The 17,483-nt window shown below is 65.0% G+C and carries 14 protein-coding genes and 2 pseudogenes; 11 read left to right on the top strand and 5 right to left on the bottom strand.

Annotation, left to right across the window (positions count from 1 at the left end; translation table 11 throughout):
* Nucleotides 1-132: 132 nt before the first annotated feature.
* Nucleotides 133-2,064 (bottom strand): transcription termination factor Rho, encoded by a 1,932-nt coding sequence (rho, locus tag XpopCFBP1817_RS03500; RefSeq protein WP_128416007.1) that lies wholly within the window; start codon nucleotides 2,062-2,064, stop codon nucleotides 133-135.
* Between the two features lie 234 nt (nucleotides 2,065-2,298).
* Complete coding sequence (gene trxA, locus XpopCFBP1817_RS03495; RefSeq protein WP_128416006.1) at nucleotides 2,299-2,640, bottom strand: thioredoxin TrxA; 342 nt, start codon at nucleotides 2,638-2,640, stop codon at nucleotides 2,299-2,301.
* Between the two features lie 199 nt (nucleotides 2,641-2,839).
* Here trxA and rhlB point away from each other — a divergent pair, with 199 nt between their 5' ends.
* The 6 genes from rhlB to rpoH all read left to right on the top strand — a co-directional run bounded on the left by rhlB (nucleotide 2,840) and on the right by rpoH (nucleotide 8,942).
* On the top strand, nucleotides 2,840-4,567 hold the full coding sequence (gene rhlB / locus XpopCFBP1817_RS03490) for an ATP-dependent RNA helicase RhlB (protein WP_128416005.1): 1,728 nt from the start codon (nucleotides 2,840-2,842) through the stop codon (nucleotides 4,565-4,567).
* A 74-nt stretch (nucleotides 4,568-4,641) separates the two neighbouring features.
* Nucleotides 4,642-5,328: a cell division ATP-binding protein FtsE gene (gene ftsE, locus XpopCFBP1817_RS03485; RefSeq protein ID WP_023905405.1), complete on the top strand. Its 687-nt coding sequence runs from the start codon at nucleotides 4,642-4,644 to the stop codon at nucleotides 5,326-5,328.
* Nucleotides 5,325-6,275 (top strand): permease-like cell division protein FtsX, encoded by a 951-nt coding sequence (ftsX, locus tag XpopCFBP1817_RS03480; RefSeq protein WP_128416004.1) that lies wholly within the window; start codon nucleotides 5,325-5,327, stop codon nucleotides 6,273-6,275. The genes ftsE and ftsX overlap by 4 nt, the downstream gene beginning before the upstream one ends.
* Before the next feature lie 8 nt (nucleotides 6,276-6,283).
* Entirely contained in the window at nucleotides 6,284-7,126 is an 843-nt protein-coding gene (locus XpopCFBP1817_RS03475; protein ID WP_167393815.1) for a response regulator, read from the top strand.
* A gap of 14 nt (nucleotides 7,127-7,140) precedes the next feature.
* Nucleotides 7,141-7,866: a uracil-DNA glycosylase gene (gene ung, locus XpopCFBP1817_RS03470; RefSeq protein ID WP_128416010.1), complete on the top strand. Its 726-nt coding sequence runs from the start codon at nucleotides 7,141-7,143 to the stop codon at nucleotides 7,864-7,866.
* A 200-nt stretch (nucleotides 7,867-8,066) separates the two neighbouring features.
* Entirely contained in the window at nucleotides 8,067-8,942 is an 876-nt protein-coding gene (gene rpoH / locus XpopCFBP1817_RS03465) for an RNA polymerase sigma factor RpoH (RefSeq protein ID WP_128416003.1), read from the top strand.
* Between the two features lie 268 nt (nucleotides 8,943-9,210).
* Here the strand turns inward: rpoH and XpopCFBP1817_RS03460 are convergent.
* Nucleotides 9,211-9,822: pseudogene (locus XpopCFBP1817_RS03460) on the bottom strand (trimeric intracellular cation channel family protein).
* Nucleotides 9,823-9,874: 52 nt separating this feature from the next.
* Nucleotides 9,875-11,146 (bottom strand): NAD(P)/FAD-dependent oxidoreductase, encoded by a 1,272-nt coding sequence (locus tag XpopCFBP1817_RS03455; protein WP_128416002.1) that lies wholly within the window; start codon nucleotides 11,144-11,146, stop codon nucleotides 9,875-9,877.
* Between the two features lie 89 nt (nucleotides 11,147-11,235).
* Here XpopCFBP1817_RS03455 and XpopCFBP1817_RS03450 point away from each other — a divergent pair, with 89 nt between their 5' ends.
* The 3 genes and pseudogenes from XpopCFBP1817_RS03450 to XpopCFBP1817_RS03440 form a co-directional block, all read left to right on the top strand.
* The gene (locus XpopCFBP1817_RS03450) at nucleotides 11,236-11,559 is read left to right on the top strand and encodes a hypothetical protein (RefSeq protein ID WP_425479052.1); all 324 of its coding nucleotides are present in this window, start codon (nucleotides 11,236-11,238) and stop codon (nucleotides 11,557-11,559) included.
* A complete protein-coding gene (locus XpopCFBP1817_RS03445; RefSeq protein WP_128416001.1) occupies nucleotides 11,556-12,386 on the top strand; it encodes an NYN domain-containing protein in 831 nt (276 codons plus the stop codon). The genes XpopCFBP1817_RS03450 and XpopCFBP1817_RS03445 overlap by 4 nt, the downstream gene beginning before the upstream one ends.
* Nucleotides 12,383-13,039, top strand: a pseudogene (locus XpopCFBP1817_RS03440) (glutathione S-transferase family protein); the annotation flags it as partial. The gene XpopCFBP1817_RS03445 and the pseudogene XpopCFBP1817_RS03440, both read left to right, overlap by 4 nt.
* 108 nt (nucleotides 13,040-13,147) lie before the next feature.
* Here XpopCFBP1817_RS03440 and XpopCFBP1817_RS03435 read toward each other — a convergent pair.
* Nucleotides 13,148-15,370: a primosomal protein N' gene (locus XpopCFBP1817_RS03435; RefSeq protein WP_128416000.1), complete on the bottom strand. Its 2,223-nt coding sequence runs from the start codon at nucleotides 15,368-15,370 to the stop codon at nucleotides 13,148-13,150.
* A gap of 468 nt (nucleotides 15,371-15,838) precedes the next feature.
* Here XpopCFBP1817_RS03435 and XpopCFBP1817_RS03430 point away from each other — a divergent pair, with 468 nt between their 5' ends.
* Together XpopCFBP1817_RS03430 and XpopCFBP1817_RS03425 are read left to right on the top strand one after the other, a co-directional pair.
* Nucleotides 15,839-16,879 carry a hypothetical protein gene (locus XpopCFBP1817_RS03430; protein ID WP_128415999.1) on the top strand — a complete coding sequence of 347 codons (1,041 nt, stop codon included), beginning with the start codon at nucleotides 15,839-15,841 and terminating at the stop codon, nucleotides 16,877-16,879.
* On the top strand, nucleotides 16,866-17,483 hold the full coding sequence (locus tag XpopCFBP1817_RS03425; RefSeq protein WP_128415998.1) for a DUF3106 domain-containing protein: 618 nt from the start codon (nucleotides 16,866-16,868) through the stop codon (nucleotides 17,481-17,483). Before XpopCFBP1817_RS03430 ends, XpopCFBP1817_RS03425 begins: the two co-directional genes overlap by 14 nt.

Below are 17,483 nucleotides of genomic sequence, written 5' to 3'. Positions count from 1 at the left end.
TGATTTTTTGAAGGTATGGTCATCATCCAGTGCGTGTCACCACGGCTACGACTTGGTTGTTCGAGGTGCCCTTAAGTGAAAAGCATTACGCAGCGATGCGGGGCTTTTCTGTATCGAGAATACCTTTCGAAATCAGCGCTTCATCGAACTGAAGAACTCGTCGTTGGACTTGGTGGTTTTCATCTTGTCCAGCAGGAATTCCATCGCCGCGATTTCGTCCATCGGGTGCAGCAGCTTGCGCAGAATCCAGATCTTCTGCAGCAGCTCCGGCTCAATCAACAGGTCTTCGCGACGCGTACCCGAACGGTTGATGTCAATCGCTGGGTAGACGCGCTTTTCGGTGATGCGACGGTTCAAATGCACTTCGCTGTTGCCGGTGCCCTTGAACTCTTCGTAGATCACCTCGTCCATCTTACTGCCTGTCTCGACCAGCGCCGTCGCAATAATGGTCAGCGAGCCGCCTTCTTCGACATTACGGGCCGCACCGAAGAAGCGCTTCGGACGGTGCAGCGCGTTGGCGTCCACACCACCGGTGAGCACCTTGCCGGAGCTGGGCACCACGTTGTTGTAGGCGCGCGCCAGACGGGTGATCGAGTCGAGCAGAATCACCACGTCCTTCTTGTGCTCGACCAGACGCTTGGCCCGCTCGATCACCATCTCGGCGACCTGCACGTGACGCGCAGCCGGCTCGTCGAACGTGGACGAAATGACCTCGCCGCGCACGGTGCGCTGCATTTCTGTCACTTCTTCCGGGCGCTCGTCGATCAGCAACACGATCATGTGCACTTCGGGATGATTGCTGGTGATGGCCGTGGCCACCTGCTGCATCATCATCGTTTTACCGGCCTTGGGCGGGGAGACGATCAGCGCACGCTGACCCTTACCCTGCGGCGCCATCAGATCAAGGATGCGGCCGGTGATGTCCTCGGTGGACCCATCGCCACGCTCCAGACGGAAACGCCGGCGCGGGAACAGCGGGGTCAGGTTCTCGAACAGCACCTTGTTCTTGCTCGCTTCCAGCGGCTCGCCATTGATGGTGTCGACGATCGACAGCGCGAAATAGCGTTCGCCGTCCTTCGGAAAGCGGATGCGGCCCGACAGATGATCGCCGGTACGCAGATTGAAGCGACGGATCTGGCTGGGCGAGATATAGGTATCGTCCGGGCCGGCCAGGTAGCTGGCTTCTGCGGCACGCAGGAAGCCGAAGCCGTCGGGCAGTATTTCCAATACGCCGTCGGCGGCAACGCCTTCGCCGTGGCGGGTCAGCACCTTGAGCAAGGCGAAGATCACGTCCTGCTTGCGCGCACGCGCCACGCCTTCCTGGATATTGAGCTGATCGGCGATATCCAGCAGCTTCTGCGCCGGCATCCGCTTGAGATCGCTCAGCGAATACACCGGGAAGCCGTCCGGCACGGCCGGATGCGGACGCGCGATGAACGGCTCGTTGCTGCCATCGGACGACGGCATACTGCCACCGGTTTCGTTACCGAACCGATCGCGCGGCCCACGGTCACGGCGGTTGCGGAACCGGTCACGGCGATTGCCCTGCTGGTTCTGCCCTTGACCTTGGCCCTGCTGATGCTGGCCCACGTTCTGACCTTGGTCCTGACCTTGACCTTGACCTTGATTTTGATTTTGATTTTGCGGCTGACCTTGCACCTGGGCCTGACCCTGGTTCTGGCCTTGACCCCGGCTTTGCGCCTGATTCTGGTTCTGCTGATTTTGCGCCTGGTCGAAGCGCTGCTGCTGCGACTGGCCACCCTCGCGGGACTCGCCATGGGTGTCGCTGCCCTGGTTGCCTTGGTTGCCCTGACTGGCGCTGGGGGCATTAGCGGCATATGCGCCATCGCTGGACGTCTGCGCCGGTGCCGAATCGGCAGCGTGCGACGGTGCCTGCGGAGCACGCGGAACATCCGGTGCTGGGCTGGCGGGCAAGGGCAGGTTGGGCTGCTGCGCACCACCTTCGTCATTGGCGACGGCGGTCTTGCTCACACGTGGCTTGCGCACGCGTTTCTCGACGGGAGCGTTGACGCTCCCGGTATCGGAAGAAGGATGATCGGACAANGGGGCGAACTATGGTGATGGGAGTCTAGAAGACGTTTCTAGAAAGCTACGGTATAGGAAGACGTTTCTAGAAAGCTACGGTCTAGAGGGGTACGGCGGGGTACGAACGTGCCCCGGATTACCTGACACTATCACCGCTGCGCGCAACCGCGCAACCGCGCAAGCGTGTGGCCAGAGTAGGATTTAACTGCTGGCGAAACATTAGGGGCGCCCATCGCTGGGACGCCCGCTCGCTCAGGCGGTCGCGCCGCCCAGGGTCTTGTCGATCATCTGGGTCAGCTGGCCCTTGCCAACCGCCCCGATCTGGGTTGCCTGCACCCGCCCGTCCTTGAATAGCAGCAGCATCGGGATCGAACGCACGTGGTACTTGATGGCCAGGGCGCGGTTCTGGTCCACATTGACCTTGGCAACCTTGAGTCTGCCCTGGTATGTATCGGCAAGATCGTCCAGCACCGGGGCGATCATCTTGCACGGGCAACACCATTCGGCCCAGAAATCCACCAGGACTGGTTCGCCGGATTGCAGTACAGCTGTATCGAAGTCGGCATCGCCGATATGTTGAACCTTGTCGCTCACGTTGGGTCTCCTGGGAACCAAAACGGCCCACCCGAACGGGCAGGCCGCTACATTGCGTTAAACTGGGGCATTGCGCGACTGAATCAAGTGTCAGTCCTGAAGCCGCGCTGTCCGCCACAACAGCCGCAGTTTGCGATGCTGTCGGCATCGAAGCAAGCCGCGCCCGGGCTGCCCAGGGCGCCTTACGAAGGACGGAATAATGAGCGACAAACCGCTGACCGATTTGACTTTTCCCACGTTCGACCTGCATCCGGCGCTGATCGCCGGGCTGGAGAGCGCCGGTTTCACCCGCTGCACCCCGATCCAGGCGCTGACCCTGCCGGTGGCGCTGCCAGGCGGCGATGTCGCCGGCCAGGCCCAGACCGGCACCGGCAAAACGCTGGCGTTTCTGGTGACGGTGGTGAACCGCCTGCTGAACCGCCCAGCGCTGGCCGACCGCAAGCCGGAAGATCCACGCGCACTGATCCTGGCCCCGACCCGCGAACTGGCGATCCAGATCCACAAGGATGCGGTCAAGTTCGGCGCCGATCTGGGCCTGCGCTTTGCGCTGGTCTACGGCGGGGTGGACTACGACAAGCAACGCGAGCTGCTGCAGCAGGGCGTGGACGTGATCATCGCCACCCCGGGCCGTCTGATCGACTACGTCAAGCAGCACAAGGCGGTCTCGCTGCACGCCTGCGAGATCTGCGTGCTGGACGAAGCCGACCGCATGTTCGATCTGGGCTTCATCAAGGACATCCGCTTCCTGCTGCGGCGCATGCCCGAGCGCGGCACCCGCCAGACGCTGCTGTTCTCTGCCACGCTCAGTCACCGCGTGCTCGAGCTCGCCTACGAGTATATGAACGAGCCGGAAAAGCTCGTGGTCGAGACCGAGACCATCACTGCCGCGCGGGTGCGTCAGCGCATTTATTTCCCGTCCGACGAAGAGAAGCAGATGCTGCTGTTGGGGCTGCTGTCGCGTAGCGAAGGTGCGCGCACCATGGTGTTTGTCAACACCAAGGCGTTCGTCGAGCGCGTTGCGCGCACCCTGGAGCGGCATGGCTACCGGGTCGGCGTGCTGTCGGGCGATGTGCCGCAGAAGAAGCGCGAGTCGCTGCTCAATCGCTTCCAGAAGGGCCAGCTCGAAATCCTGGTCGCCACCGATGTGGCCGCGCGCGGCCTGCATATCGACGGCGTCAAGTATGTCTATAACTACGACTTGCCGTTTGATGCGGAAGACTACGTGCACCGCATCGGCCGTACTGCGCGTTTGGGCGAAGAAGGCGATGCGATCAGCTTCGCCTGCGAGCGCTATGCGATGAGCCTGCCGGACATCGAGGCCTACATCGCGCAGAAGATCCCGGTCGAGCCGGTGACCTCCGAACTGCTGATCCCGTTGCCGCGTAACACACGCGTGCCGGTGGAAGGAGAAGAGGTCGACGAAAACGACGGCGAGAGCGTGGGCACGATCTTCCGTGAAGCACGTGAACAGCGTGCCGCCGAAGAACAGCGTCGCGGCGGTGGCCGCAGTGGCCCGGATGGCGCTTCGCGCAGCAGCAGTGGTGGCGGCCGTCGTGACGGCGGCAGTGCCGATGCCAAGCCGCGTCCGCGCCGCAAGCCGCGCGTCGAAGGCGACGTCGCCGCCAAGACGGCAACCGTCGCCACAGCGTCGGAAACGCCAGTGGTCGCCGCAGCGACGGCCGAAGCGCCATCTACCAGCGTGGCCGATTCAGAGCGGGCACCGCGCAAGCGTCGCCGTCGTCGCAACGGCCGTCCGGTCGAAGGTGCCGAGCCTGTGGCATCTGCACCGGTGGCCGCGCCGGCTGCACCGCGCAAGCCGACCCAGGTGGTCGCAAAGCCGGTGCGCAGTGTGACCAAGCCGTCGGGCAGCCAGTCACTGTTGAGCCGTATCGGCCGCAGGTTGCGTTCGCTGGTCGCCGGCAACTGATCTTTGCCGCTGCAATCGCATCGCCGGCCTTCGGCGATGCGACGCAAGCGCTGGCGCTCCGGCATAATCGCCGGATGACCGTTCTGCGTTTCGACAACGTCAGCAAGCACTACGCCGGTGGCCACCAGGCGCTGACCGATGTCAGCTTCGAAGTGGCCGATGGCGAGATGCTGTTCGTGACCGGCCACTCCGGCGCCGGCAAAAGTACCTTGCTCAAATTGATCCACCTCAGCGAGCGCCCCAGCCAGGGCGCGGTGCTGCTGGGCGAACGCAACCTGCTCAAGGTGCGTGGCCGGCACATTCCGTTGCATCGTCGCCAGGTGGGTGCGGTCTATCAGGACCATCGCCTGCTGACCGACCGCAGCATCGCCGAGAACGTGGCATTGCCATTGATCCTGCGTGGCACACGCCGCGCCGAAATCGGCAAGCGCGTGCGTTCGGCATTGGAGCGGATTGGTCTGGCCCATCGCGAGAAAGCCTTGCCGTCGCAGTTGTCGGCTGGCGAGCAGCAGCGCGTGGGTATTGCTCGTGCCATCGTCGGCGAACCGCGCCTGCTGGTGGCCGATGAGCCCACCGGCAATCTCGACCCGGCGCTGGCCGCCGAAATCATGCAGTTGTTCGCCGAACTGCCGGCGCGCGGCACCAGCGTGCTGGTGGTCAGCCACGACCTGGCGTTGCTCAAGCAGATGCGCAAGCGCGTGCTGATCTTGGATCACGGCCGGCTGGTCGACGATATCTCGCCGCAGGATCTGGCCGAATGAGCAAACCCGCCAATACCGAAGCTGCCGCACCCTCACGGTTCGGCGTCTGGATCGACCACCATCTGCACAGCATCGCCTTCAGCCTGGGCCGGGCGATGCGCAAGCCGTGGGCGACCTTGCTGACCATCGTGGTGATGGCGCTGGCGCTGGCCTTGCCTCTGGGGCTGTCGATCGCGCTGGACAACGTCAAGCTGCTGGCCGGCAGCGTGCAGCAATCGCGCGAGATCAATCTATTTCTGAAGGTCGATATCGGCGCCGATGCCGCGCAGGCACTGGTCGGCGAACTGCGCGCACGTCCCGATGTTGCCCAGGTCACGCTGCGCACGCCTGCACAAGGACTGACCGAACTGCGCGAGAGCGCCAAGCTCAATGAGGCGATCGATGCACTCGGCGACAACCCGCTGCCGACGCTGCTGATCGTTACTCCCACAGATGCCGCCGACGATGCGCAACTGGCCGGCGCGCTGCAGGCACTGCCGCAGACCGATCAGGTGCAGCACGACGCACTGTGGCGCAAACGCCTGGATGGCTGGCTGCGTTTCGGCGAGCGGCTGGTGCAGGTGCTGTCGGCGCTGCTCGGCATCGGCGCGGTGCTTGTGGTGGGCAACACCGTGCGTCTGGATATCCAATCGCGGCGCGAAGAAATCGGCGTACTGCAGTTGCTGGGCGCCAGCGATGGGTTTATTCGGCGCCCGTTTCTGTATCTGGGCGCGTGGTACGGGCTAGGGGCCGGCGCAGTTGCGCTCGCTCTAATCGCCGCCTCCGGTCTGGCCTTGCAGGCACCTTGGGCGACATTGGCCGACAGTTATGGCAGTTCTTTTACCCTGCACGCGCTGGATCCGCTGCATTCTGCAATGGTGCTGGTCGGCACCCTGGTCCTGGGTTGGCTGGGAGCCTGGCTGGTGACCGGCCATTTCCTTCGCCAGACCCGTCCCACCGAGACCTGAGGCCTGCAATGCACACTCCAGATCTCAAACACCTGATCAGCGAAGCGCCGCGCGTGATGGTGGTCGATGGCTCGAAGCTGGTGCGCAAGCTGATTGCCGATATGTTGACGCGCGATCTGCCGAATGTGCAGGTGATCGGCTGCTCCAGCATCGCCGAAGCGCGTCAGGCACTGCAAGCCGGGACGGTGGATCTGGTGACCACTTCACTGTCGCTGCCAGACGGCGATGGCCTGACGCTGGCGCGCAGCGTGCGCGAAGCGGCCGGCCAGGCCTACGTGCCGGTGATCGTGGTGTCCGGCGATGCGCAGCAGCATCTGGTGGAACGTCGCTTCACCGAATACGTCACCGATTATTTCGACAAGGCGTTGGGCCACGAAGCCCTGGCGACCTTCATCCGCGGCTACGTGCAGCCCGAGCCGATCATCGGCGCGACCATGCTGTACATCGAAGACAGCCGCGTGGTGGCCGAGGCGACCAAGCGCATGCTCGAGAGGCAAAGCCTCAAAGTCATCCACGTACTCACCGCCGAAGACGCTTTCGCGCTGCTCACCGCCGAATCGCTTGGCCGCACCGAGCGCCGCATCGACGTGGTGCTGACCGACGTGACCTTGAAAGGCGAACTCAACGGCCGCGATGTGGTCGAGCGCATCCGCATCGATTTCGCCTATGGCAAGCGCCGCCTGCCGGTGCTGGTGATGACCGGCGACACCAATCCGCGCAATCAGTCCGAACTGCTGCGCGCCGGCGCCAATGATCTGGTGCAAAAACCGATCGAGGAGCGCTTGTTGGTGACCAAGGTGTTGTTCCAGCTGCGCTTGGCACGCCTCGAGGATCAGGCTGTCACGCTATGACCGAAGTGATCGACGTGACCGAAGTGGAAGCACGTATCCAGCTGCAACCGTCGTGGAAGGCGCGCGTGGGCGATTGGTTGCTGCGCCCGGAGATGCAGGAGTTGTCCGCCTTCCTGCGTCAGCGCAAGGCGGCCGGGGCGCGGGTGTTTCCGCTGGGCCCGCAGATCTTTGCCGCTTTCGACGCCACCCCGTTCGAGCAGGTCAAGGTGGTGATTCTGGGCCAGGACCCGTATCACGGCGAAGGCCAGGCGCATGGGCTGTGCTTTTCAGTGCTGCCCGGCGTGTCGGTGCCGCCGTCGCTGCTCAATATCTACAAAGAGATTCAGGACGACCTGGGCATTGCGCGGCCGGATCACGGCTATCTGATGCCGTGGGCGCGCCAGGGCGTGCTGCTGCTCAACGCGGTGCTGACGGTGGAGCAGGGGCGTGCCGGTACGCACCAGAACAAGGGCTGGGAGGGGTTCACCGACCATGTCGTGGAAACGCTCAACCGCGAGCGCGAAGGCCTGGTGTTCCTGCTCTGGGGCAGTTACGCGCAGTCCAAGGGCAAGGTCATCGAGCAGGCGCGCCATCGCGTGTTCAAGGCCCCGCATCCCTCGCCGTTGTCGGTGCACCGCGGCTTTCTGGGCTGCCAGCACTTCTCCAAGACCAACGAACATCTGCAGCGGCGCGGGATCAGCCCGATCGACTGGTCGCTACCGCCACGTAACGCACTCGACACCTCGCCCGCCAGCGGCTGAGCGGGTCGAGCGGCACGTCATTTCCCATTGGTTTTGTCACGGTCTGCGTAGAGCGGCGGTGATAAGTTACTCATCGATTCGGGGAGTGGGTAACTGGAACGCCGGTGGCTTCAAAAACCCGAACGTCCTATAAATGGAACGTTGGGAACTTTCTCTCTGTACCCAGCAGTCCAATAGCTCGACTGCTAAGATCGGTGCCTATGAACCAGACTACCTCGACTTCCCTCGCGGCAAACAATCTCCCGATTCCCAGTGCGCTCGGTTCGCTGGACGCCTACATCGGTGCCGTGCACCAGATCCCGGTGCTGTCGGTCGATGAGGAACAGAATCTTGCCCGTCGCTTCCGCGACGCGTTGGATTTGGACGCCGCGCGCGAACTGGTCCATTCCCACCTGCGCTTCGTGGTTCACGTGGCGCGCGGCTATAACGGCTATGGCCTTCCGCTGGGCGATTTGATCCAGGAAGGCAACATCGGCCTGATGAAGGCGGTCAAGCGCTTCGACCCGGAAATGGGCGTGCGCTTGGTCAGCTTCGCGGTGCACTGGATCCGTGCCGAAATGCACGAGTTCATCCTGAAGAACTGGCGCATCGTCAAGGTCGCAACGACCAAGGCGCAGCGCAAGCTGTTCTTCAACCTGCGCAAGTCCAAGACCCGTCTGGGCTGGCTCAATGCCTCCGAAGTGACTGCGGTCGCCAAGGATCTGAACGTCTCCGAGCGCGAAGTGATGGAGATGGAGTCGCGTCTGTCCGGTCGCGATATCGGCTTCGATGCCTCGTCCGACAACGACGACGATCACGGCCCGCCGTCGCCGGTCAGCTACCTGGTGGCCAACGAAGAAGATCCGTCGCAGGCCTACGAGCGTCACGATAGCGAAGACAACCAGACGCAGCTTTTGCGCGAAGGCTTGTCGGGTCTGGACACGCGCTCACGCGACATCGTCAAGCGTCGTTGGCTGGATTCCGATTCCAAGGTGACCTTGCAGGAGCTGGCCGACGAGTACGGCGTGTCGGCCGAGCGTATCCGCCAGATCGAGGCGAACGCGCTGAAGAAGATGAAGGCACTGTTCCTGGCCTGATCCTTGCGAGCACGCGGTAGGTGTTGCACAAACGGCACGGTTATCCGGGCCGTTTGCGTTGATAACGCTAGTGATGCGCAGCGTCCAAAGACGCGTGATTCTTTCGCCGACCTCGTTCCGCGATGGGGCGTGTGCGTTTTCGCCACGAGCGGCAGAGCGCATTGCATCGCAATGACGTGCCTTGCCGACAAAGCGCATTGCCAGCGATCACACGTCGCAACAGCGATCGCATGCGCCACTCAATCGACCACGCACCTCAGCCGCATGGCTATTCCGGCAAGCGCGCCACCGGCAGCTGCCAGCCATAACGGATCGCCATGGAGCGCAGCCCGAAATACACGCCTGCACTCGTCGCCAGCGACCAGGCTTGCGGCATGTCGAGCACATGCCCGATCGCGCCAGGCCACCGCCAGCGAGTGCGGCGACTGCATACAGCTCGGCTTGCAAGACCACCGGCGTGCGCGCCACCAACAGATCGCGCGCGCTACCGCGGCCGATGCCGCTAGCATGCCGAGCAAGGTCGCACTGAGCGGACTGAGCTGATACTCCAGCGCCTTGCCTGTGCCGTAGACAGCAAACAGCGCCAGCCCTGCCGCGTCGAATAGTTGCACCGGTTGCGTAGCCGTTCCACCGCGGCATGCCAACGGGAACCCGCCACCCCGGCCAGGGAGGCGACGAGCAGATACTACGGCTGCACCAACGCGGCGGGCGGTGTGGCGCCGATCAACACATCGCGCACGATGCCGCCGGACACTGACGCCGCGCACGACAGCACCAGCACGCCGAACAGATCCAGGCGATTGCGCACCGCCACGGTCGCGCCGCTGAGAGCGAACACGAAGGTGCCGAGCAGATCCAGCAGGAACAGCACAGTGGTCACGGCACCGCAGTCGCAACAGGCAGCACGGCATCGCGCACCGCCCGTTGCGCTGTCAGCCGTCTTTAGCTGTCGGCGGTGGTGGCTCGGTGCCGCCGAAGATGATGCGTGCGGCGCGCTGGTAGCTCCAGTACGCCATCGCCCAGTTCACCAGCACCACGAACCGGTTGCGGAAGCCGATCAGGAAGTACACGTGCGCGGCCAGCCAGAACCACCAGGCGACGATGCCGGAGAGCTTGAGCTTGCCCACATGCACGATGGCGGCCATGCGGCCGAAGTCCTGATAACGGAAGGCCGGCGCGGCGCGCCCGCGCTGGCGGGCGCGGATCGCCTTGGCGATGTGCTTGCCCATCTGCTTGGCTGCCGGCGCCACGCCAGGCACCGCGCGGCCATTCTGCTGCACCGAGGCCAGATCACCGCCGACGAAAATCTCCGGGTGGCCGGGCACGCTCAGGTCCGGCTCCACCAGCACGCGCCCGGCGCGATCCAGCGGCACGCCCAAGGTGCGCGCCAGCGGCGAGGCGGCCACGCCGGCGGCCCACACCACGGTGCGCGCCGGCACGAAGGTGTCGCCTAGCTGATAGCCAAGCGCGTCGATATGCGTGACCGGAGTACCGGTGTGAACCTCTACGCCCAGTCGCTCCAGCTGCTTGCGCGCCTTGTTGGTGAGATCTTCCGGGAACGAGGGCAGCACGCGCGGGCCAGCTTCGACCAGACGCACGCGCGCCTGCTGCGGATCGATATGGCGGAACTCGTCCTTGAGTGTGTGGCGGGCGATCTCGGCCAGCGTACCGGCCAGTTCTACCCCGGTCGGGCCGCCGCCGACCACTGCAAAACTCAGCCAGGCCGCGCGTGCCGCCGGGTCGGATTCGGCTTCGGCGCGCTCGAATGCCAGCAGCAATTTGCGCCGCAACACCAGCGCGTCGTAGAGCGTTTTCAGGCCTGGCGCATGCTCTGCCCAGTGATCGTTACCGAAGTAGGCATGGGTGGCGCCTGTGGCCAGCAGCAGCATGTCGTAGCCGAGCGTATTGCCATCGGCGAGTACCACTTCGCGGCGGGTCGGCGCGATGTCGGCGACGTCGCCGAGCAGCACGTCTACATTGCGTTGTTCGCGCAGGATGTGCCGCAGCGGCGCGGCGATATCCGGTGCCGACAGGCCGGCAGTGGCGACCTGATACAGCAGCGGCTGGAACAGGTGATGGTTCTGGCGGTCGATCAGGGTGATGCGGATGCCGGGATGGTCGAGCGCGCGGGTCGCCCACAAGCCGGCAAAACCGCCACCAACCACGACCAGATGCAGCGGAGCTTGGGAGGGGGAAGAAATCATCGTAAGGTCCGATTGAATGCGACGCGGGCTCATCAGCATGCCGCATTTGCACTGAACATGACGCCTGAATTCGGCCCACCTGCGGCATCATGTCGCCTCGTATCGACCCGGTTACTGCATGCGTCCGCGTTGTCTGCTGCAACGCCATCGGCTACGTCATCGCCTGCCGTCAAACAGCCGCTCAGCGTGTCGCCATTGGCCTGATCGGCGTGCTGGCGTGTCTGACGCTGTTTGGCATGCTGGAAGGCGATCGCGGCGTGGGACGGGTGCATGCCACTGGGGTCAGTGCCGGGGCCGAGAGCGAGACGCTGACCAACGGCACGCTCACCATGCGCGATGGCAGCCAGTACGCGTTGCCGGCCGCAGATGCTGAAAATACCGAAACCGACTCTGCCGATTCTTGGGAGCAATGAGCATGATCGATAACCCAGACAAACGCATCGCCTTGCTGATCGATGCCGACAACGCGCCAGCCGGCAAGATCGACGTGGTACTGGCCGAAGTGGCGCGCTACGGCGTGGCCAATGTGCGCCGGGCCTACGGCAACTGGAAGAGCCCGCACCTGAAAGGTTGGGAGGGGGCGTTGCACGACTATGCGATCCGGCCGATCCAGCAATTCGCCTATAGTTCGGGCAAAAACGCCTCGGACATAGCGATGGTGATCGACGCGATGGATCTGTTGTACGCGCGCAATCTGGACGGGTTTGCGATCGTGTCCAGCGATGCGGATTTCACCCCGCTGGTGATGCGTCTGCTCACCGATGGCATGAAGGTCTACGGCTTCGGCGAGAAGAAAACCCCGGCGCCGTTCGTCAATGCCTGCTCCAAGTTCACCTATGTCGAAGCGCTGGGCGAACAGGCTACGGCAGCCAGCGACACCGCTGCCGGGCGCAAGGATGCCACGGCGCTGCGTAGCGATACGCGTCTGGTGCAACTGCTGCGCAATGCGATCGACAGTGCCTGCGAAGACGATGGCTGGACGCTTTTGAGTGCGGTGGGCAAGCAGGTGGCCAATCAGGCCTCGTTCGATCCGCGCAACTATGGCTACCGCAAGCTCAGCGATCTGGTACGCGCGATCGGCTTGTTCGAGATCAAGCAGGACGAGCAGGCGTTGTGGGTCCGCGATGCGCCCAAGCGCGGGCGTGCGAAGGCTGCGCAGCCCGCTGCGGCTGGATCAGCGCAAGCCTCTGCTGCCAAGCCTGCGGCGCGCGCGACGTCCAAGCCGGCAGCAGGGAAATGACGATGGCGTACGCTGCGACGCAGCCCATTGCATGGAGGCCGATCACGCTGTGGGGACGCCGCAATTCCAGCAATGTGCGCAAGGTGCTGTGGTGCGTCGAAGAAGCCGCAGTGCCGTATACCTTGATCGAAGTGGGCGGCGCCTTCGGCGGTAACGACACGCCTGCGTATCGCGCGTTGAATCCGAATGGGGTGGTGCCGACGTTGCACGATGGCGCGCTGGTGCTGTGGCAATCCAACGCAATCGTGCGTCATCTGGCCGCGCACTATGCGCCGGCCTTGTATCCGCAATCGCCGGCCGAACGCGCGCTGGGCGATCGCTGGATGGACTGGACCACATCCACATGTGCCGGCGTATTTCGCGATCTGTTCTGGGGCGTGCCGCGCACCGCCGAGGCCGAGCGCGATCACGCACGCATCGCCGCTGCGCTGACGCGCTCGGGCGAGCTGCTTGCACGCGCCAATGCGGCGTTGGCGCAGCAGCCGTATCCGTCGGGCGAACAGTTTGCGATGGGTAATATTCCACTCGGCAGCTTTATCTACGGGTGGTTCGACATGCCGATCGACCGGCCCGACTTGCCGCATCTGCAAGCCTGGTATCAGCGCTTGTGCGCGCGGCCTGCATACCAACGCGGGGTGATGACGGCGCTGACCTGCGTTGCGAGTGTCAGCTCAGACCAGCGTGGTTCATTGGAGATGCCACGCGCGACGACGACATCAAGCGCTGACGCAAAGGCGTAGGCCTCTTTCGATACGCCGGCCTCAATACAGATCGATCGGGTCCACATCCAGCGACCAGCGCACGCGCCGCGCCTGCGGCAATGCGTAGATGGCGGGAAGTTGCGCATCGAGCAAACGGTGCAAGGCCGAGCGTTGTTGCGCAGACAACAGCAGCTGCGTGCGTTGGAAACCGGCGCGGCGTGGCATCGGTGCCGGCATCGGGCCGTAGCATTCCACGGCGGCAAACGCGGGCGATTGCGCCGTGGTGTCTGAGGTTGTCAAGCCGCGCACTGCCATCAAAAACTGATTGGCAGCCGCCACATCCTTGGCCTCGGCGCGTAACAGCGCCAGATACGCGAAGGGGGGGAATCCTGCCGCCTCGCGCTGTTGCAGTTCGGCATCGGCGAAGGCGTGATAGCCACCGTTGACCAGGGTCTGCAGCAAGGGATGTTCGGGGTGGTGGGTCTGTAGCCAGACTTCGCCGGGGCGGTCGGCACGCCCGGCGCGTCCTGCGACCTGGATCAGTTGCTGGGAGAGTTTCTCGGCTGCGCGGAAGTCGGCCGAAAACAGGCCTTCGTCGATGCCGACCACCACCACCATGGTCAGCCGTGGCAGGTCGTGGCCCTTGGCCAGGATCTGCGTGCCGACCAGGATGCCAGCTTCTGTGCCCAGGCGTGCCAGTTGGGTTTCCAGCGCATCGCGGCGCTGGGTGGTGCTGCGATCGATACGCACCACCGGAAAATCCGGGAACGCTTCGGTCAGGCGTTCTTCCAGCCGCTCGGTGCCGATGCCTTGCGGCTGCAGCGCCAGGCTGGCGCAAGCCGGGCAGGCCAGCGGTGCGGATTGGCGCGCAGCGCAGTGATGACATTGCAGGCGCCGGCCACCGGCGTGCACGGTCATCGGGGTCTGGTGCAGCGGCGTGCTGCAGCGCTGGCAGGCGGCGGTCCAGCCGCAGTCGTGGCATAGCAGCACTGGCGCATAGCCGCGGCGGTTCTTGAACACCAGCACCTGCTCGCCGCGCGCCAGGGTGGCGCCGATGCCGGCCAGCACCTCCGGCGACAGGCCGTCCTTGAGAGGTCGCTTGCGCACATCAAGCACGCGCACGCGCGGCGGACGCGCTTCGCCGGCCCGACGCGACAGGCGCAGATGCTGGTAGCGGCGGGAATAGGCGTTGTGCAGGCTTTCCAGCGATGGCGTGGCGCTGCCCAGAATCACCGGCACATCCAGCGCCTTGCCGCGTACCAGCGCGAAGTCGCGCGCGTGGTAGCGGATGCCGTCCTGTTGCTTGTAGCTGCCGTCGTGTTCTTCATCGACCACGATCAGGCCGGCCTTGGGCAGTGGAATGAAGATCGCCGAGCGGGTGCCGACGATCAGCTTGGCCTCGCCACGCCAGGCGGCGGCCCAGACCCGTGCGCGTTCGCCATCGGACAGGCCCGAGTGCAGCGCATGCACGGGCACGCCCAGGCGGGCGCGGAAGCGGCCCAGCGTCTGCGGAGTCAGGCCGATTTCTGGCACCAGCACCAGCGCCTGGCGGCCGGCGGCCAGGCAGGCGCCGATCGCCTGCAGGTAGACCTCGGTCTTGCCGCTGCCGGTGACGCCATCCAGCAGATAGGTGGCGAAGCCGGTGTGCGCGCGGACGGCGTCGGTGGCGGCCCGTTGTTCGTCGTTGAGCTGCGGGCCGGTGCGGGGGCGCGCCGGGATGGCATCGGCAGGCACTGCCACGCGCTCGGCATAGTCGCGTTTGGCCAGGCTGCGCGCGGCCTCGCGCCATTGCGGCAGCAACGGGTCCAGCTGTTCTTCGCCCACCGCACCGGTGAGCAGCAGAGCCGCGAGCAAGGCGGGGCGGCTACCCGTGCGCAGGCCGGCCGCGCCGGTGCACCCGGCCTCGGTTAGCTGCCATGCCCAGGCGTGGGTGTCGGCCAGCGGCTCGCCACGGCGCAACGGGCCGGGCAAGGCGCTGGCCTGGGCTTGGCCAAGCGAGGCGTGGGTATAGCGCGCCAGCCACTGCAGCGAGCGGGCCAGCTCGTCGACCAGCAATGGGGCGTCGTCGCACCATACCAGCGCCGGGCGCAGACCCTCGGCGGATGGCAACTGCCCGATGTCCACCACCACTCCGACCAACTCGCGCGGCCCGAACGGCACCCGTACCCGGCAGCCGACCCGCGCCGGATCGGTCAGCGGGGCATCGGCCGGAGGCAGATAATCGAACAATTGCGGCAGCGGCACCGGCAAGGCGACGCGCAGGGTGGCGACGGTCGAAGACATCCAGCCAGTCTACCGGCCCAGTCCAGAGGCCGGCAGTCGCGCTCCAAGTCGGGCCAAATCAGCACCCGGCTTAAGGCGCGTTTGTGTGACGGAAGTTATAAATGCGACGTAAACCTATGTGGGAGTTAAGGAAACGGGTTTATCCACATCGCCTGTGGATAAACCTGTGAATTAGTCTCGTGCTCCACGCGTTGAAGGCGGATTGACTAGCCTCTGCAACCTCTTGGACATTTTTTAGCCAACACGAATAAGTCTTTCAATATCAACTACTTAGGCGTGAAACACGATTGCAACAAAGAAAAACCAACAGTTGACAGACGCGTGCGTATCGGTATGTCTGCCGCTGTGCACAACCCGCACGGGCGGTAAGCGTGGCGGGCGTGAGGGCAGAGCGAGGCCGGCTCGATCTGTCAAGCCGTTGGCGGGGGACGTGACGCCGGTATCATGCCGGCCGATGCTGGAGTTCCCATGACCGTAGTCCCCAACGCCCCTGTCACCCCCGCCGCGCTATCAGCCTTCCTGCGCGGCATCGAACGCCGGGGTCTGGTCCTCGCGCAGCTGCAATGCGGCGATGTGGCGGCGGCCGAGCGGGCCCTAGCGGTGGCGTTACGTGCCTTCAGCAGCCAGGCGGCAGGAGGCCCGATGGCCGGCTGGCCGATGTGCTTCTGGAGCCTGTTGGCGACCGCCCCGCCGCTGCGACGCGAGCCGATGCCCGGCACCTGGCTGCCCCCGTTTACCGTGTTAGGCCGGATGCAGACCGCCGACCGGCTGGCACTGCTGCTCCGCATCGTGGCCGGGTTGGAAGAAGTACCCGCCAGCGAAGTGCAAGGCATCGACGTGGCGGCGTATCGCCAGTCGCTTGCCCGTGCCTGCCCGCGCGATGCGGCCGGCAAACCGGATGCGCTGGCCTGGAGGGTGCTGGCCGAGGCGGCTCAGCAGGAGTTGCGCGATCTCACCCCGGCCCAGGTGAGCCGATTGGGACAACTGCGCGATTCGCCCCTGGCTGGTATGCCGCTGCAGCCGGCCGCGGCCGCGCCTATGGTTGCCCCGGCCGAGCCGCGTCGTCCGGCTGCGCGGCGTGCACGTCCCGCCAGTCGGTGGCATTGGCCGCGGATCTCCTGCCGCCACACCGGCATCGTGTTGGCCGTGCTGGCGTTGTCGCTGCTGCTGCTCGCGGTGCTGGGCTGGTGGTGGACCCATCGCCGGCCCGCCCTGCCGCCCGAGCCGGTCTCGCAGGCACCGGCCGGCGTGTTGCATGTCGCCGACGCCGCGCCGGTGCTGGTGGAAGAACTTCCGGCTGCCGACCTGCCGGACGCAGCGGCACTCCCCGGCATGGATCCGCGCGACCAGACGATGCTGGCCGACCCGGATCTGGAACTGGCGCGTTCGGCGGATTTCTACGCTTGGTATGCGGCCGGCCATCCGGTGCCGGCCGACGAATCCGGCGCGCACGCCACCGCCGCCGACCAGCCTGCCGCCCCGATGGAGACCGTCTATGACGACAATTAATTGGTACGGCCTGCTGTTGTTCGCCGCTGCCGGTATGGCTGCTGCTCAAACTCGACCGGCGCCTTTGGAAGAAGGCAGCGTTGCCGCGCCGTCCAGCGCCCCGACGCCCGCAGTCTCGACTCCCGCCACTTCAACCTCTGCGACCCCGAGCGCGGCACAGCAACGCGCGCGCTGGAACGCACTGACGCCTGCACAGCAGGCCGAGCTGCGCGCGCGCTATGCCGCGTGGAAAGGGCTCACCGCCACCGACCGGGTGGTGCTGCGGCAGGCACGCGAGCGTCTGCATGCCTTGCCCGCAGACCAGCAGCGCGCACTGCGCACGCAGTTCACCGACATGGATCGCCTGCATCGCGATGGCTGGCGGCTGGGCTCGCAGTTGGGCGCGTTTTATTCCCCGTTGCAGCCGTTGATCGGCTACGTGCTGCCGGCGCAGCGCGACGCACTATTGAGCGTGCTGCGCAGCCTGGATGCCGGGCAGCTGGAGCAGTTGGCGCTGCTGACACAACGCACCCCCCCGCAGGATCGCGATGCCTTGCGCGACGCCTTGCTGGCCGAAGCGCCCGCAACACGGAATGCGTGGTTGAAGCGGCAGCTGGCACGGTAA

Source organism: Xanthomonas populi (assembly GCF_002940065.1).
Taxonomy (GTDB): Bacteria; Pseudomonadota; Gammaproteobacteria; order Xanthomonadales; family Xanthomonadaceae; genus Xanthomonas; species Xanthomonas populi.
This window is presented reverse-complemented; position numbering and strand designations above follow the sequence as displayed.